The organism is Roseivivax isoporae LMG 25204 (genome assembly GCF_000521865.1).
In the GTDB taxonomy this organism is placed as follows: Bacteria; Pseudomonadota; Alphaproteobacteria; order Rhodobacterales; family Rhodobacteraceae; genus Roseivivax; species Roseivivax isoporae.
Genome location: NZ_JAME01000002.1, coordinates 161,620 through 177,185, shown reverse-complemented (window position 1 = coordinate 177,185; position 15,566 = coordinate 161,620). Strand labels below are relative to the sequence as shown.

The following is a 15,566-nucleotide window of genomic DNA, read 5'->3' as shown; positions in this document are numbered from 1 at the left end:
GCCTGTCTGGTGGACGAAGCCCTAGCAACGCCCGCCCCGGGGGGCAAGCGCGCGGAGGACGCTCAGCGCCCGCGCGCCGTCACTCGTCGTCGAGGGGCTCAAGGTCGCTGCCGTCACCGATGGCCGCGTCGATCCGCTCGATGGCAAGTCCGGTGATGTCGGTCGCGTCGAGACTGACCAGAACCGCCCGCCGCTCGAGGATGACCGCCGCGCCCGCCTCGCGCATGATGTCCGCGAGGACCGGCTGCACCGCCGAAAGGAACCGCCGGCGCGCCTGCTCGGTACGCTGCGACAGGGCGCGCGCCTTGGCGTCCTGCTGCTGACGCAGCTCCTGCACGCGCACGTCGAAGGCGTCGGCGGCCGCGCGGAACGCGGCCGGGTCCATGCTCGCGCGCTGCTCGGTCAGCCGCTGCTCCTCGGCGGTAAGCTCCGCCTCGATCTCGCGGTTCTCGGAGGCGAGCGCCTGTCCAGCCTCCTCGATCTCGCGCTCGACCCGCATGCCGAAAGCACTTTCGGCAAAGAGCCTCTCGGTCTCGACCGTGAGGATGGCGCTGCGCACCACGGGCGCCTGCGCGCCTTCCTGGGCACCGGCCGCGAAGGGCGCGCCGGCGAATGCCAGCGCGAGGGCGATCGCGCGGAGCCGCCGCATCAGAACTGCGTCGAGATCGTCAGCTCGAAGTTCTGCTCCTCGTCCTCGGATTCCTTGCGCACTGCTTCGGAGAAGTTGAAGCGCAGCGGCCCGAGCGGGGTATCCCAGAACAGCGACACGCCGACCACGTGCCGGAACGATCCATCCTCGTAGAGCACGTCGCCGGTGGCGCTGTCGGTGTTGTCGAGGCCCCAGAGGTTGCCCACGTCGTAGAAGACGCCGCCGGAGATGCCGTATTCGTCCGGCAGGCCCAGCGGGAATTCCGCCTCGAAGCGCGCCACGGCGTAGTAGTTGCCGCCGAGCGCGTCATCGACGTCGTCGGGCCCGCCCACCTCGCGCGGACCGATGCCGCCCGGGGCGAAGCCGCGCATGCGCGAGGAGCCGAGGAAGTAGCGGTCGGTCACGCGGCTGCCGTCGCCGTCGTAGTTGAGCGCGCCCGCCTCGACCGTGGCGCGCAGCGTGACCTCCTCGTTCATCACGAGCTTCTGCGCGACCGCGCGCGCCGAGGTCTTGATGAAGGTGGTGTCGCCGCCGAGGCCGCCGAAATCCTGGCCGAATTCGAGCAGGACGCCCGAGTTCGGGTCGAGCCCGTTGCGCCGAGAATCGTAGCTGAGCGTGTAGCCCACCGAGCTTTCGTAGAGCTCGCCGCGCTCGGCCTCGGCGCGCACGATGCCGCCCACCTCGCTCTCGTCGGGGATCGACAGGTCGGTGTATTGCAGCGTGTAGCGCACCTGCAGCCGGGTGCTCTCGGAGATCGGGAAGGTCAGCGACGGCTCGAACGTGCCGGTCGCAGTGTTGTACTCGCTGTTGTCCTGGTTCGTCTCGGCATAGCTCAGTCCGAGGCCGAAGGAGAGGTCCCGCCCGAGCAGCGCCGGCTCGGTGAAGGAGAAGCTGTAACGCTGGTTGTCGACACCCGTGGCGATGTTGAACGACAGCCGCTGGCCGCGGCCGAGGAAGTTCGTCTCGCTGAAGCCCGCGGCGATGCCGAAGCCCGACGAGGTCGAGTAGGAGCCGCCGAAGCTGATCGAGCCCGTGGGCTGCTCCTCGACGTTCACGTCGACGATGACCTCCTGCGGCGAGGAGCCCTCGCGCGCCTCGACCTCTGCGTCGGAGAAGAAGCCGAGCGCGCGGATGCGTTCGGCCGCCTCGCGGATCTCGCGCGGGTTGAACGGATCGCCCTCGACCGTGTTGAACTGGCGCCGGATCACCCGGTCGAGCGTGGTGGTGTTGCCCTCGATGTCGATGCGTTCGACGAAGATGCGCGGGCCGCGCGTCAGCACGTAATCGACGTCGAGCGTCAGCGCGCGGTCGTTGCGCGTCACCCGCGGCTCGACCCGCACGAAGTCGAGGCCCTCGCGGATCGCCAGCCGCTCGAGCCGCGCGATGTCGCGCTCGACCCGCAGCGGCGAATAGGTCTCGCCGCCCCGCGCCTGCACCGCTCCACGGAAGGTGTCGGTGTCGACCTCCGGCAGGTCCGAGGACACGGACACGGTGCCGAAGGCGAATTGCTGGCCTTCCTCGACGTTGAAGGTCAGGAAGTAGGCGTCGCGCTCGTTCGCGAGCTCGGCGTTCACGCCGGTGATGCGGAAATCGACGTAGCCGCGCGACGAGTAGAAGTCCTGCAGCAGCTGGCGGTCGAACTGGATGCGGTCCTCGATGAACGTGTCGGACCCGATCAGCGCGCGCAGCAGGCCCGCCTGCTTGGTCTGCACCACGCGGCGCAGGCGGCGGTCGGAATAGGCGTCGTTGCCGACGAAGCCGATGCGCTCGATTTCGGTCACGCCGCCCTCGAAGACCTCGAAGACGAGGTCGACGCGGTTCTCCGTGCGGCGGATCACCCGTGGCTGCACGCGGGCGGCGATCCGGCCCTGCTGCAGGTAGGCGTCGGTGATGGCGTCGGCATCGGCCTCGGCCTGCGTCGGGCTGAAGACGCGGCGCGACTGGCTGTCGATGATGGGCAACAGGTCCTCGTCATCGATGCGGCGGTTGCCCTCGATGGCGATGGTGTTGATCGTGGGATATTCCACGACGCGGATGACGAGCGTCGAGCCCTGCGGCACGATCTCGACGGATTCGAAGAGGCCGGAACCCTGGATCCGCTGGAAGGCGTCGTTGAGGTCCGCGCCGCTGACCGTCTGGCCGCGGGCGATGCCCGCATAGCTGAGGATCGTTCCGGCCTCGATGCGCCGGTTCCCCTCGATCGCGACATTCGTGAACGTGTAGCTCTGTGCGACCACCGGCGTCGGAACCGTGGCGACGCCCGCCGACATCGCCAGCGCGAGGACCGCGGCCCCCGAAGCCAGCAGCGGCCGCAATCCCTTCGCGTTCCGGCGACCCGTCCTGTTGGTCTCGGTCATGCCGCCCACCCCGTCATCTATCCCTCGTTGGGACGTGAGTATCGGTCCGGTGGAGACTTGTCAAAAGCTTGGAAAGAGGTCCGGCGCGCCTTTCGCCGGGCGCGGCGCGGAGGCCACGCCGGGGCGTGCCGCATGCCGGTCAGAGCGTGCCGATGAAGGCCCCGATCCAGAGCGAGACGAGGATCGTCACGGCATAGAGAAGCCGGTCCCAGTTCAGGTTCCAGATCAGCCACAGGCCGCGTGCACCGCTTCGGATCGTCTGCATTCCCTCGCTCCGGTCGAGATCGACCGAGGCCGGGTATCGTCCGATTGAGGCATCAATTTGGCGCGACGGAGGCCCGGCGTGGCGCCGGGCCGGGACGTGTCAGGGGCAGAAGATGTCGTTCGTCAGCGCGAACACCATGAGACCCAGCACCAGCGTCAGCCCGATGGACATCAGGACGCGCAGCGCCTTGTCCGAGGGCGGTCGCCCCGATACGGCCTCGTAGGCGTGGAAACACAGGTGTCCGCCGTCGAGCACCGGCACCGGAAAGAGGTTCAGGAGCCCCACCGCGGTCGACAGGACCGCGATGAACCAGATGAAGCTCTGCGTGCCCTCGCTCGCCATCGCGCCCGAGGTCTCGGCGATTCCGATCGGACCCGAGAGGTTGCAGGTCGAGATGGCACCGGTGACCATGTGCCAGAGGCCAGAGATCGACCCGCGGATGATCTCGCCCACCTGTCCCACGGCAGAGCCCACCGCCTGCCCGACGCCCGGTGTCTCGGTCGCGGGAGCGAAGAACAGCCCGCCCGCCACGCCGATGCGGTAGACGGTGCGGAACGCGCCGCCCGGCTGGGGCTCGTCGACGCGGCGCGGCTCGAGCGTCAGCGCGACCTCCTCGCCGCCGCGCCAGACCGACAGCGCCAGCGGCGCGCCCTCGGACCCCTCGACGATGTCCCGCAGGTCCTCGAATCCGGTGATCGGGGTGCCGTCGATGGCGAGGATCACGTCGCCCTCCTCGAGCCCGGCCTCGGACGCGGCCGAGAGCGGCAGCACCTGCGTGGCGAGCGGCGGGTGCACGTAGGGCCCCGGCACCACCGTCTCGGATCCGTCTCGGCGCACGGTATAGTCGAGTTGCGGCGCGACCGGCAGCGCGTCGAGGTATTCCTCGAACGCCACGGGATCGTCATAGGGCGGCAGCGGCTGCCCCTCGATCCCGAGGATCTCGTCGCCCACGCGCAGTTCGTTCTGCACCGGCAGCGGGTAGATCTCGCCCACGGTCAGCGGCTCGGACACCGTGCCCCGCGCGAGGAACACGCCCGCGAAGATCAGTATGGACAGGATGAAGTTGAAGATCGGGCCCGCGGCAACGGTCGCCGCCCGCGCCCAGAGCGGCGCCCCGGTCATGGTGCGCCGCCGCTCCGCCTCGGTCAGGCCGGTCATGGCCTCGGCGTCGGTGCCGCCCGAGGGGTTCGCGTCGCCGCGGAACTTCACGTAGCCGCCGAGCGGCAGGAGCGCGAACTGCCATTGCGTGCCGCGCCGGTCGGTGCGCGAGAACAGCACCGGCCCGAAGCCGAGGCTGAACACCTCCGCGTCGATCCCGGACCAGCGGCCGACGATGTAGTGGCCGTATTCGTGGATCGCGACGATGATCGACAGCGCGACAACGAAAGCCAGGAGCGTCCAGAGCAATCCGCCGAACTGCGGCACAAGCGTCACGATGTCCAAAGCTCCGTGCCCCTATTGCTGCGAGATGAATTCGGCGGCGAGTTGCCGTGCCAGATGGTCCGCTGCGCGCACCTTATCAAGATCGATCACGGCATCATCAAGTCCCGCCTGTGCGGAAACCCGGTCGAGCACGTGTTCGACCACCTGCGACATCTGCTGGAAACCGATCTGCCGTTCGATGAAGGCGTCGAGCGCGGCCTCCTTCGCGGCATTGAACACCGCGCCGGAAAGCCCGCGCCGGTGCATCACCTCCCGGGCGAGCCGGAGCGCGGGCCAGCGCGTCTCGTCCGCGGGGCGGAAGGTCAGCGTGCCGATGGCGGCGAGGTCCAGCCGCGCGACCGGCAGCGCCCGGCGCTGCGGATGGTGCAGCGCGAAGCCGATCGCATGGCGCATGTCGGGTGGCCCCACATGGGCCATGAACGCACCGTCGGTGAAGCCCACGAGCGCGTGGATCAGCGATTCGGGGTGCACGACGGTTTCGATCCGGTCGGGGTCGAGGCCGAAGAATTCCCGTGTTTCAATGAGTTCCAGCGCCTTGTTGAACATCGACGCGCTGTCGATGGTGATCCGCTGCCCCATCGCCCAGTTGGGATGCGTCGATGCCTGTTCCGGCGTGGCACCCGCCAGCCTCTCGATCGGCCAGTCGCGGAAGGCGCCGCCCGAGGCGGTGATGACCACGCGCTCGACCGCCGAGATGTCCTCGCCGATCAGCGCCTGGAACACCGCCGAATGTTCGCTGTCCACGGGAAGGATGCGCCCGCCGCTGCGGCGCGCGGTCTCGAGCATCAGCGCACCGGCGCAGACCATGCTTTCCTTGTTCGCAAGCGCGAGCGTCGCGCCGCCCTCGAGCGCCGCGAGCCCCGGCGCGAGGCCGGCATAGCCCACGATCGCCGACATGACCCAGTCCGCCGGACGGCGCGCGGCCTCGACCAGGGCGGCGTCGCCCGCCGCCGCCTCGACCGACGATCCCGCGAGCGCCGCGCGCAGCTCGGGCAGCGCGTCCTCGTGGCAGGTCACCGCCACCTCGGCATGCAGGGCAAGCGCGTCCGCCGCGAGCCGCGCGATGTTGCGCCCGCCGGTCAGCGCCACGACATCATAGGCGTCGGGATCGCGCGCCACGAGGTCGATGGTGTTCTGACCGATCGACCCGGTGGCGCCGAGGATCGAGATCCGGCGCGGCTGCGTCACGGCAGGGCGGGCCCTATGCCTGGGGGAAAGCCGGTGATCTGGCCCGCGATCAGGATGAAGACCGAGGCGCCGAGCATGCCGTCGAACCGGTCGAAGAGGCCGCCATGGCCCGGGATCAGGTTCGAGCTGTCCTTGACGCCCGCGCGCCGCTTGACGGCGCTCTCGGCGATGTCGCCGATCTGGCTGGCCATGGAGGCCGCGATGCTGAGGCCCATGAGCCCCGCATGCGCCGGCGTCAGCATGGCATAGGCCACGCCCACGCCGCCCGCGGCGACCCAGCCGGCGATGGCGCCCGCCCAAGTCTTCTTGGGACTGACCCGCGGCCAGAGCAGCTTGCCGCCGATCGACCGTCCGGCGAAGTAGCCGGCGACGTCGGTGGTCACCACCACGAGGATGAGCCACAGGAGCCACTGCGCCCCGTAGACGTCGCGCAGGACGATCATGCCGTAGCCCGCGAGCAGGATCAGCGCGGCAAAGCTCGCGTAGGTGACGCCGCCGCGTTCCATCTGCCCGAGCCCCAGCATCGAGGGCGCCAGCACGAGCGGCAGCGCGAACGAGGCCGGGACCTCGGAGGCGACGAGCATCGCCGCCGCCGCCGCGACCCCCAGGATCAGCGGCGAGCGTTCGCGCCGCGTGTCGAGCATCGACACCAGTTCCCAGACCATCATCCCGCAGACCGCGGCCACCAGCAGGTGGAAGACGGTGCCGCCGATCCAGACGCAGACGCTGCCCAGCCCGACGAGCACCGCACCGGACAGAAGCCGCTCGCCCAGGTCATCCCATTTGGAACGCAGGCGCTGGCTCATGCCGGCACGGCACCGAACCGCCGTTCGCGTCCGCCGAAGCTTTCGGTCAGCCGCATGAATTCCGCGGCGGTGAAGTCGGGCCAGAGCGTGTCGACGAACTCGTATTCCGCGTAGGCCGACTGCCAGAGGAGGAAGTTCGAGATCCGCGCCTCGCCGCTGGTGCGGATCACGAGGTCGGGATCGGGCAGAAGGCAGGTGTCGAGGTAGCGCGGCAGCGTCTCCTCGTTCACGCCGGAGGGATCGAGCCTGCCTGCGGCCACGTCCTCGGCCAGCCTGCGGGTGGCACGGGCCACCTCGTCGCGGCCGCCGTAGTTCAGCGCCACGGTCAGGTTCACGCCCGAACAATGCGCGGTGGCCGCCTCGAGTTCGTCCATCAGCATGCGCAGCTTGACGTCGAGCTTCACGCGATCGCCGATGAAGCGCACGCGGACGTCGTTCTCGCGGAGGGCGCGCGCCTCCTTCTGGATGTAGCGGCGGAAGAGGCTCATGAGCCCCGCCACCTCGGTCTGTGTCCGCTTCCAGTTCTCGGTCGAGAACGCGAAGATCGTGAGGTAGGACACCCCGCATTCGGGGCAGGCTTCCACGATCTCGCGCACGCGGCGCGCGCCGGCCTGGTGGCCGAAGAGCCGCGGCTTGCCGCGCTGCGTCGCCCACCGCCCGTTGCCGTCCATGATGATAGCGACATGGCGCGGGCCTGCGCTGCCGCGGATCGGTTTGGCCATCGCCTACCCTCCTTCGAGCCCCCGCCCGGTCGGTCGCAGGATCAGACCTGCATGATCTCTTCTTGCTTGGTCTCGAGCGCCTTGTCGACCTTCGCGATGAACTGGTCCGTCAGGTCCTGGACCTCGGATTCCCAGAACTTCGCGTCGTCTTCCGACATGCTGTCCTTGTTCTTCTTGATCTGCTCCATGCCGTCGCGGCGCACGTTGCGAATCGACACCCGCGCACCCTCGGCGTACTGGCCGGCGACCTTGCCCAGCTCGCGGCGGCGCTCCTCGTTCAGCTCGGGGATCGGCAGCATGATGATGGTGCCGTTGAGCTGCGGGTTGATGCCGAGGCCGGAATCGCGGATCGCCTTCTCGACCTTGCCGACGAGGCCCTTGTCCCAGACGTTGATGGTGACCATCCGCGGCTCGGGAACGTTGACCGTGCCCACCTGGTTGATCGGCGTCATCTGCCCGTAAGCCTCGACCTGTACCGGTTCCAGCATCGAGGCCGATGCGCGCCCGGTGCGGAGGGAGGCGAATTCCGTGCGCAGGTTGCTCATCGCACCTTCCATCCGGCGCCTGAGGTCGTCCACATCGAGTTCGAAATCGTCAGCCATGGTTCCGTTCTGTCCTTCTCGCCTGCCCGCGCGCACATTATCGGCAAGCGGCGTCCCTTGTATAGATGCACTGCCCGCGGAACGTGCGCGACCGCGATGCCCATGCCGCCGCCCGGACCGGCGACGTGTTGCGCATGTCCCCGCGGCGGGTCTAGAATCCTCCGCGTTGATGTCGGAAAAACGCCGGCAGGACAATGGCGCCGGCGGGGCTTTGCCGCGACCGGATGCAGCGATGCCGCAGCGCGCGGCCTCGGCCCGTGCCGAAAGGATCGCCGGATGATCGATCTCGACCGCCTCTCACCGGACTGCCCCGTGCTGATCGCGGGTCCGACCGCCAGCGGCAAGTCGGGGCTCGCCCTCGCCCTCGCCGAGGCGCAGGGCGGCGTCGTGGTGAACGCCGACGCGATCCAGGTGCACGGCGACTGGCGCGTTCTGACCGCACGCCCCTCGCCCGACGACGAGGCACGCGCGCCGCACGCGCTCTACGGCTTCCTGCCCGGGGACGAACCCTATTCGGTCGGCCGCTGGCTGCGCGATCTGGGTCGCATCCTCGACGGGCCCGACCGGCCGATCATCGTCGGCGGCACCGGGCTCTACTTCACCGCGCTGACCGAGGGGCTGGCCGACATTCCCGAGACCCCGCCAGAGCTGCGCGCGCATTCGGGCGCGCGCCTCGAGGAGGCCGGGCTCGCGCCGATGGTGGCCGAGCTCGACCCCGAGAGCCGCGCGCGGATCGACCTCGCGAACCCCGTCCGCGTCCAGCGCGCGTGGGAGGTGCTGCAGCTTACCGGACGCGGCATCGCGGCGTGGCAGGACGACCCCGCACCGCCGCTCCTTCCGCTCGCCGCCGCGCAGCCGCTGGTGATCGACGCGCCGAAGGACTGGCTCGGGCCGCGGATCGCGCGACGCTTCCGCGCCATGCTGGACGAGGGCGCGCTCGACGAGGCGCGCGCCAATGCTCCGGGCTTCGACCCTGCGCGACCGTCGTCGAAGGCGATCGGCGCGACAGAGCTCGTCGCGCACGTGGAGGGCCGCCTCGACCGCGACACGGCGATCGAGCGCGCCGTGATCCAGACGCGCCAGTTCGCCAAGCGCCAGCGCACCTGGTTCCGCGCGCGCATGGGGGCTTGGCGGCACCTTCACCCCGCGGCAGAGGGCGTGTGACATGACCGGACCGGCCTTCCTGCGCAAACCCTCGCGCATCCACGAACCGGCGCCGCAGATCGCCGCGATCCGCTGCACCCCCTTCGCGCAGGTGGTCGCGGGCGCGCCCTGGCGCATGACGCTGCTGCACGACCGGCCCGACGACCTCCTGCTCTGGGTCACCCGCGGCCAGGGCCGCATCATCATCGACGGCGTGCGCCGGGGGCTCGGCACCCACAACGCGATCTTCCTTCCGGCGGGCACGCTGATGGCGGTGGAGCTCGGACCCCAGAGCTACGCGCAGGTCATCCAGAGCCCGCCGGGGCTCGTGCCCTCGCTGCCGCGGACGCCGGTGCACCTGCGGCCGCGCGATTCGCTCGCCCAGGCCGAGCTCACCGCCGAGATCGAGGCGATGCAGCGCGAGTTGCAGCGCGACCGCCCGCTGGTGCAGGAAGCGCTCGGCGCGCATCTGGCGCTCGTGTCGGTCTGGCTCGCGCGGCAGCGCGACCACGGCGCCGTCGATGCCCCGCGCGAGACGGCGGCGCCCCGGCTGATCCGCCGCTACGCGCGCCTCGTGACGGAGCATTTCCGCAGCCCCATGGTCATGGCCGACTATGCCGAACGGCTCGACGTGACGCCGACGCACCTGACGCGCGTCGCGCGCGCCGCCTGCGGGCGGACGGCGGCCGACATGCTGACCGAACGCGTGGTGCACGCCGCGCGCGAGATGCTGGCCCGCCCCGAACCGGCGGTGAACGAGATCGCCGCGGCGCTCGGCTTTTCGAGCCCGGCCTATTTCACGCGCTTCGTGCACTCCCACACCGGCATGACCCCGACCGCGCTCCGCGCCGAGGGCACGAAACCGCGCCCCGGCGCCCCCTCGGCCCTGCGCCGCGGATGAGCCGCACGCCCCATCCCCATGCCCGCACGCTCGCCCGCGCGCTGGACCGCGGACATCTGTCGCGGCGCGAGTTCCTGACCGAGGCGACGGCGCTCGGGCTTTCCGCAACCGCCGCGGCGGCGCTCGGCGGCCTGCCTCTGCCAGCGGCGGCCGCAGCGCAGCGCGAACGCCGCCCGGGCGGCACGCTCCGCATCCAGCAGGAGGTGCGCGCGCTCAAGGACCCGCGCACCTTCGACTGGTCCGAGATCGCGAACGTCACGCGCGGCTGGCTCGAATATCTGGTGGAATACCGCCGCGACGGCAGCCTGCGCGGCATGCTGCTCGACAGCTGGGAGGTCAACGAGGACGCGAGCGAATACCTCCTCGTGCCGCGCGCGGGCGTGACCTGGAACGACGGCACGCCCTTCACCGCCGAGGATGTCGCGCGCATGTTCGACTACTGGTGCGACGCCGAGGTCGAAGGCAACGTCATGGCCGAAAGCCTGTCGAGCCTCGTCGATCCGGACACGCGGCGCCTGCGCGCGGGCGCGGTCAGCGTCGAGGACGGCAGGGTGCGGCTCCGCCTGCTGCGACCCGACGCGACGCTCGTCGTCGCGCTCTCGGATTATCCCGCCGCCGTGGTGCCGCCGGGCTTCGATCCGGCGACGATGCTCGAGGCGCCCGTCGGCACCGGGCCCTTCCTGCCCGAAAGCGTGACGCCCGGCAGCGGCGCCGTCCTCGTGCGCAACGACGCGCATGCCTGGTGGGGGGCCGACCTGCCCGGCTGGGGTCCGGTGACGCTCGACCGGATCGAGTTCGTGGACATCGGCACCGACCCCGCGAGCTGGGTCGCGGCGATCGAGACGGGCCGCGTCGACATGCTCTACGAGAACGTGGGCCGGTTCATCGACGCCGCCGACGCGCTCGGCTGGGAGAAGTCGGAGGTGCAGACCTCGGCGACCGTCGTCCTGCGCGGCAACCAGGAGGCCGAGGTGGACGGCCGGCGGCCCTACGCGGATCAGCGCGTGCGCCAGGCACTGGTGCTCGCCACCGACAACGCGATCTGCCTCGAGCTCGGCTATGGCGGGCGCGGCACGCTCGCCGCGAACGACCACGTGGCGCCGATCCAGCCCGACCATGCCGACCTCGGGCCCGCGCCCTTCGATCCCGATCGCGCCGCCGCCCTGATCGAGGAGGCGGGGTATTCCGACTTCACCCACGAGATCGTCACGCTGGACGACGGCGTGGCCCGCCGCACCGGCGAGGCGTTCGAGGCGCTGCTGCTCGATGCCGGCATCCGTGCGCGGCAGACCATCCTGCCCGGCTTCCGGTTCTGGTCGGAATGGATGAGCTACCCGCTGTCGGTGACCGAGTGGAATCATCGGCCGCTCGGGGTGCAGACCATGGCGCTCGCCTACCGCACCGGCGCCGTCTGGAACGAGACGGGCTATGCCAACCCCGCCTTCGACGCGGCGCTCGCCGAGGCGCTGACGCTGTCGGACCCGGCCGAGCGGTCGCGGATCATGGCGAGGCTGCAGGGCCTCCTGCGCGAGGACGCGGTGATCGTGCAGCCCTACTGGCGTTCGCTCTACCGCCATTTCCGGCCCGAGGTCGTCGGCGCGGAGATGCATCCCTCCTTCGAGATCCACCTCTACGCGCTGGGCTTCGCCGCCTGAGCGGCAGTCCGCCCGGTCTCAGCCGCCGAGGATGGCGCGCACGTAGTTCTGCGTCTCGGCATAGGGCGGGATGCCGTCATGCTTCTCGACCGCGCCGGGACCCGCGTTGTAGGCCGCAAGCGCCAGCCGCCACGACCGGAACTTCACGTACTGCGCCTTGAGGTAGCGCGCGCCCCCCTCGAGATTCTGGTGCGGATCGTTCGGGTCGACCCGCAGGAGCGCGGCGGTCTGCGGCATGAGCTGCGCGAGCCCGAGCGCGCCCTTGTGCGAGCGCGCCGTGGGGTTCCAGCCGGATTCCTGCTGGACGAGCCTCAGGAACATGTCCTCGGGCACGCCGTGACGACGCGCGGCGGCCCGCGCCACCTCGAGATAGACACCGCGGTAGCGGCCGCGATAGGCCGGCGCGGTCTCGGCGCCGGCACTGTCCCACTTCGTCGGCGTCACGACGGTCGGCGGCTGCAGGCGGACGGAGTTGTTGTACTGCCGCGCGGCCCGGGTATCGAGCACGCGGGTCTGGGAGGAGAACAGCCGCGTACGATTCTTCGTCGAAAGCACGTCGGCCGTTGCCGCCAGCGGCGCGATGGCCAGCACCATGGCCAGCGCGCCGATCAAACGCTTCGTCCCAATCATTGTCCCTCGATGCGCATTGGCGAAATTTTGCGCCACTATACCCGAACGGCGCTTTCGGAACAGCCCCCTTGACCGGATGCGGGCCCCCGCGCGGAAACGGGTGGTTAACCATATCCGGTTTCGATGCCCGGAGGGCTGGTGTAGTCTCCGGCGGACGCCGCGCGCGGCAACAGAATCGGACAACGAGAGGACGTCATGGCAGGCTCCGTGAACAAGGTCATCCTCGTCGGCAACCTCGGGCGCGACCCCGAGACGCGGACGTTCCAGAACGGCGGCAAGGTGTGCAACCTGCGCATCGCCACCTCGGAGAACTGGAAGGACCGCAACACCGGCGAGCGGCGCGAAAAGACCGAATGGCATTCGGTCGCCATCTTTTCGGAGCCCCTCGCGCGCATCGCCGAGCAGTACCTGAAGAAGGGCTCGAAGGTGTACATCGAGGGCCAGCTCGAAACCCGCAAGTGGCAGGACCAGTCCGGCCAGGACCGCTATTCGACCGAGATCGTGCTGCGGCCCTATCGCGGCGAGCTGACCCTGCTCGACGGCCGTGGCGACAGCGGCGGCGGCGGCTATTCGGGCGGCGGAGGCGGCGGCGGCTACTCCGACGATTACGGCGGCGGCTACGGTGGCGACCGCGATTACGGCGGCGGCAGCAGTGGCGGCGGTGGCGCGGGCGGCGGCAGCTCGCGCGCTCCCTCCCGCGACATCGACGACGAGATCCCGTTCTGAGGATGCTTCCCCGCGCGCCGCTGCACGCGGCGCGCGGCGACACGGGGCGCCCGCGCTAGTCGGACCGCGGCCCCTCGTCCTGCCCGTCGCGCGGCGGCGCGGCCTTGTCCGGGTCCCAGACCACAAAGAACTGCCAGGCGCACCAGAGCCCCGCGGCCCCGAACAGGATGGCCCAGCCGATCGCGCCGTTCGACAGCTCCACCAGCGCCCAGGCGAGCGTCAGCCCGGTGATCGCGATCCGGAGCCAGAGCGGACGCATCCGCGGGCTCTGCAGGTCGAAAAGGGATTTCATGGTCGTCCTCCGCGTGGCGGCCCAGCCGTCCTCACACCGTGTAGTTCAGGCCAAGCCGGCCGCCGTCCACGTAGATCGTCTCGCCGGTGACGTAGCTCGACTTCGGCCCGGCGAGGAACGCGACGACGTCGCCGATCTCGCGCGCGGTGCCGACGCGGCCGAGCGGCGTGCGCGACAGGACCCGCGCCATCGCCTCGGGATTGGCGTTCACGCCCGCCATCATGTCCGTGTCGATGGAGCCCGGGCCCACGGCGTTCACCCGGATGCCGTGGGGCGCGAGCGCAAGCGCCGCGGCCTTGGTCAGCTGCATCACGCCGCCCTTCGACGCGCAATAGGACGCGATCGCCGGGATCGCCACCTGCGCGTTGATCGAGGACATGTTCACGATCGAGCCGCGGATGCCGTGCGCGACCATGCCGCGCGCGGCGCGCTGCGTGGCGAGGAACGTGCCGTTCAGGTTCACGTCGAGCACCGCCTGCCAGTCCTCGAGCGACAGCTCCAGGAAATCGCCCGGCCGGGCGATGCCCGCGTTGTTCACGAGGACGGACACCGGCCCGTGCTCGGCCTCGATCCGGTCGAAAAGCACCGCGATCTCGGCAGGCTTGCCCAGGTCGCAGGCATAGCCGTGCCCGCCGAGCCGCGCGGCCTCGGCCATCACCGCCTCGCCCTTGATGTCCGCCAGGATCACCGACGCCCCGTCCTCGGCCAGCGCCTCGGCACAGGCGAGCCCGATGCCCTGAGCGGCCCCCGTCACGAGCGCCAGAGGTTTGTCCGCCATGTCGTCTGTCTCTCCCTTGGTATCTCGCCGGCGCGCGGCCGGCAGCTCCCTGCCTAGCGCGCGCGGCGGCGAAGCGACAGCCCCCGAACCTCAGAACCCGCGCAGCGCCTGGTTCGCGGTGAAGGCCATGTCGTAGACGGCGGCCGCGATCCGGCCCCCCCGGGCAGGCGCGAGGTTGCCCGCGGGCAGCGGCAGGCGCGCCGGGTCCCGCCCGGTCAGGAATTCCGCGATCGCCTGTCCGAAAAGCGTGCCGGTGGTGATCCCCCGCCCGTTGTAGCCCACGGGCACGAAGAGGTTGGGCGCGGGCGTCGCGATCCGCGGCAGGTGGTCCGGGGTCATGGCGATCACGCCATCCCACGCGTCCTCGAAACCGATGCCCGCGAGGTCGGGAAACAGCCGCGCGATCTGCCGGTCGGCCCAGCGGCGCGAGAGACCGCCGGCGACCGTGCCGTGCAGCCGCCCCATGGAGCCGATCACGATCCGGTCGTGCGCGTCCCGGCGCAGCGACACCATGATGCGCCCGGTGTCCCAGACGCCCTGCCCGTCCTTGAGGACGCGGGGCGCGCGCCCGTCGAGCGGGCGCGTCGCGAACTGGACGAAGCGGATCGGCGTGAAGACCCGCGCGAGCCCGGGCCAGAGCGCATCCGAATACCCGTTCGTCGCGAGAACCACGGCACCGGCGCGCAGGCTGCCCGCGTCGGTCGCCAGGACCCAGCCGCCGCCCGGATCGGGCCGGAGGCCCATGGCGCGCACACCCTCGGCGATCCGCGCGCCCGCGCCGCGCGCGGCCCGCGCCAGCCCCCGGCAATAGCCCATCGGGTTGACCGTGCCCGCCCGCCGGTCGAGCAGCCCGCCATGGAAGGCGGAGGACCCCGTCAGCGCGCGCACCGCGTCGCGGTCTAGCAGTTCGACCGGCGCGTCGAGCGCCGCCCATGCCGCGTGACGCGCGCGCAGGTCGGTCATGGCGCGGGGGGCATGGGCGGCGTGGATCGTGCCCGCGCGCGTCGGCGCGCACCGCATCTGGTGCGCTTCGATCAGGTCGAAGACACGCCGGGGGCCGTCGCCGAACCAGTCGAGGAACCGCCCGCCCCGTTCGGGCCCCAGCACGCGGCGCACCGCGCCAGGCGACAGCCAGACACCCGCGTTCACGAGGCCCACGTTCCGCCCCGACCCGCCGTGCCCGACGCGCGCGGCCTCGATCACCTGCACCGACAGCCCCGCCCCGGCCGCATGCAGCGCGGTCGAGAGGCCGGTATATCCGCCGCCCACGACCGCCACGTCCACGCGGTCGCGCGACAGCCCCTCGGCGGGCGGCCCCGCCTCGTCGGCCGAGACGTCCCAGAGCGAGATGCGCGGCCGCTCCGGCGCGTCCTGATGCGTCATGCCCGGTGCCTCCCTGTCGTCAGGCG

16 protein-coding genes are annotated in these 15,566 nt (G+C 70.9%); 4 read left to right on the top strand and 12 right to left on the bottom strand.

The genetic code is table 11. The features are described 5' to 3' along the window. Positions 1-79: 79 nt before the first annotated feature. The 8 genes from RISW2_RS01975 to frr form a co-directional block, all read right to left on the bottom strand. Positions 80-649: an OmpH/Skp family outer membrane protein gene (locus RISW2_RS01975; protein ID WP_043765815.1), complete on the bottom strand. Its 570-nt coding sequence runs from the start codon at positions 647-649 to the stop codon at positions 80-82. After that, entirely contained in the window at positions 649-3,006 is a 2,358-nt protein-coding gene (gene bamA / locus RISW2_RS01970) for an outer membrane protein assembly factor BamA (RefSeq protein ID WP_043765986.1), read from the bottom strand. The genes RISW2_RS01975 and bamA overlap by 1 nt, the downstream gene beginning before the upstream one ends. 139 nt (positions 3,007-3,145) lie before the next feature. After that, positions 3,146-3,271, bottom strand: a complete 126-nt coding sequence (locus RISW2_RS25785) for a hypothetical protein (protein ID WP_280113146.1) — start codon at positions 3,269-3,271, stop codon at positions 3,146-3,148. Between the two features lie 99 nt (positions 3,272-3,370). Continuing rightward, a complete protein-coding gene (rseP, locus tag RISW2_RS01965) occupies positions 3,371-4,714 on the bottom strand; it encodes an RIP metalloprotease RseP (RefSeq protein ID WP_043765812.1) in 1,344 nt (447 codons plus the stop codon). A gap of 12 nt (positions 4,715-4,726) precedes the next feature. Further along, positions 4,727-5,902 (bottom strand): 1-deoxy-D-xylulose-5-phosphate reductoisomerase, encoded by a 1,176-nt coding sequence (dxr, locus tag RISW2_RS01960; RefSeq protein WP_043765809.1) that lies wholly within the window; start codon positions 5,900-5,902, stop codon positions 4,727-4,729. Beyond that, on the bottom strand, positions 5,899-6,708 hold the full coding sequence (locus RISW2_RS01955; protein WP_043765807.1) for a phosphatidate cytidylyltransferase: 810 nt from the start codon (positions 6,706-6,708) through the stop codon (positions 5,899-5,901). Before RISW2_RS01955 ends, dxr begins: the two co-directional genes overlap by 4 nt. Further along, complete coding sequence (uppS, locus tag RISW2_RS01950; protein WP_043765804.1) at positions 6,705-7,430, bottom strand: polyprenyl diphosphate synthase; 726 nt, start codon at positions 7,428-7,430, stop codon at positions 6,705-6,707. The genes RISW2_RS01955 and uppS overlap by 4 nt, the downstream gene beginning before the upstream one ends. 41 nt (positions 7,431-7,471) lie before the next feature. Next, positions 7,472-8,032: a ribosome recycling factor gene (gene frr, locus RISW2_RS01945; protein WP_043765801.1), complete on the bottom strand. Its 561-nt coding sequence runs from the start codon at positions 8,030-8,032 to the stop codon at positions 7,472-7,474. Between the two features lie 276 nt (positions 8,033-8,308). On the opposite strand from frr, the gene miaA reads away from it, so the two are divergent. From miaA to RISW2_RS01930, 3 genes are read left to right on the top strand one after another with little or no spacing between them, the layout of a single operon-like run. Beyond that, the gene (gene miaA, locus RISW2_RS01940; protein ID WP_043765798.1) at positions 8,309-9,196 is read left to right on the top strand and encodes a tRNA (adenosine(37)-N6)-dimethylallyltransferase MiaA; all 888 of its coding nucleotides are present in this window, start codon (positions 8,309-8,311) and stop codon (positions 9,194-9,196) included. Position 9,197: 1 nt separating this feature from the next. Further along, positions 9,198-10,076: a helix-turn-helix transcriptional regulator gene (locus tag RISW2_RS01935; protein WP_084615210.1), complete on the top strand. Its 879-nt coding sequence runs from the start codon at positions 9,198-9,200 to the stop codon at positions 10,074-10,076. Next, positions 10,073-11,731: an ABC transporter substrate-binding protein gene (locus RISW2_RS01930; protein ID WP_043765797.1), complete on the top strand. Its 1,659-nt coding sequence runs from the start codon at positions 10,073-10,075 to the stop codon at positions 11,729-11,731. Before RISW2_RS01935 ends, RISW2_RS01930 begins: the two co-directional genes overlap by 4 nt. Before the next feature lie 18 nt (positions 11,732-11,749). Here the strand turns inward: RISW2_RS01930 and RISW2_RS01925 are convergent, their stop codons facing one another. Further along, positions 11,750-12,361 (bottom strand): lytic transglycosylase domain-containing protein, encoded by a 612-nt coding sequence (locus RISW2_RS01925; protein ID WP_043765795.1) that lies wholly within the window; start codon positions 12,359-12,361, stop codon positions 11,750-11,752. Positions 12,362-12,556: 195 nt separating this feature from the next. Here RISW2_RS01925 and ssb point away from each other — a divergent pair, with 195 nt between their 5' ends. Continuing rightward, the gene (ssb, locus tag RISW2_RS01920; protein ID WP_043765792.1) at positions 12,557-13,087 is read left to right on the top strand and encodes a single-stranded DNA-binding protein; all 531 of its coding nucleotides are present in this window, start codon (positions 12,557-12,559) and stop codon (positions 13,085-13,087) included. A gap of 55 nt (positions 13,088-13,142) precedes the next feature. Here the strand turns inward: ssb and RISW2_RS01915 are convergent, their stop codons facing one another. From RISW2_RS01915 to RISW2_RS01905, 3 genes are all read right to left on the bottom strand, one after another. Further along, on the bottom strand, positions 13,143-13,379 hold the full coding sequence (locus RISW2_RS01915; protein WP_043765790.1) for a hypothetical protein: 237 nt from the start codon (positions 13,377-13,379) through the stop codon (positions 13,143-13,145). Between the two features lie 31 nt (positions 13,380-13,410). After that, complete coding sequence (locus tag RISW2_RS01910) at positions 13,411-14,157, bottom strand: SDR family NAD(P)-dependent oxidoreductase (RefSeq protein WP_043765788.1); 747 nt, start codon at positions 14,155-14,157, stop codon at positions 13,411-13,413. A gap of 90 nt (positions 14,158-14,247) precedes the next feature. Then, the gene (locus RISW2_RS01905) at positions 14,248-15,540 is read right to left on the bottom strand and encodes an NAD(P)/FAD-dependent oxidoreductase (RefSeq protein ID WP_051491745.1); all 1,293 of its coding nucleotides are present in this window, start codon (positions 15,538-15,540) and stop codon (positions 14,248-14,250) included. Between the last annotated feature and the right edge of the window lie 26 nt (positions 15,541-15,566).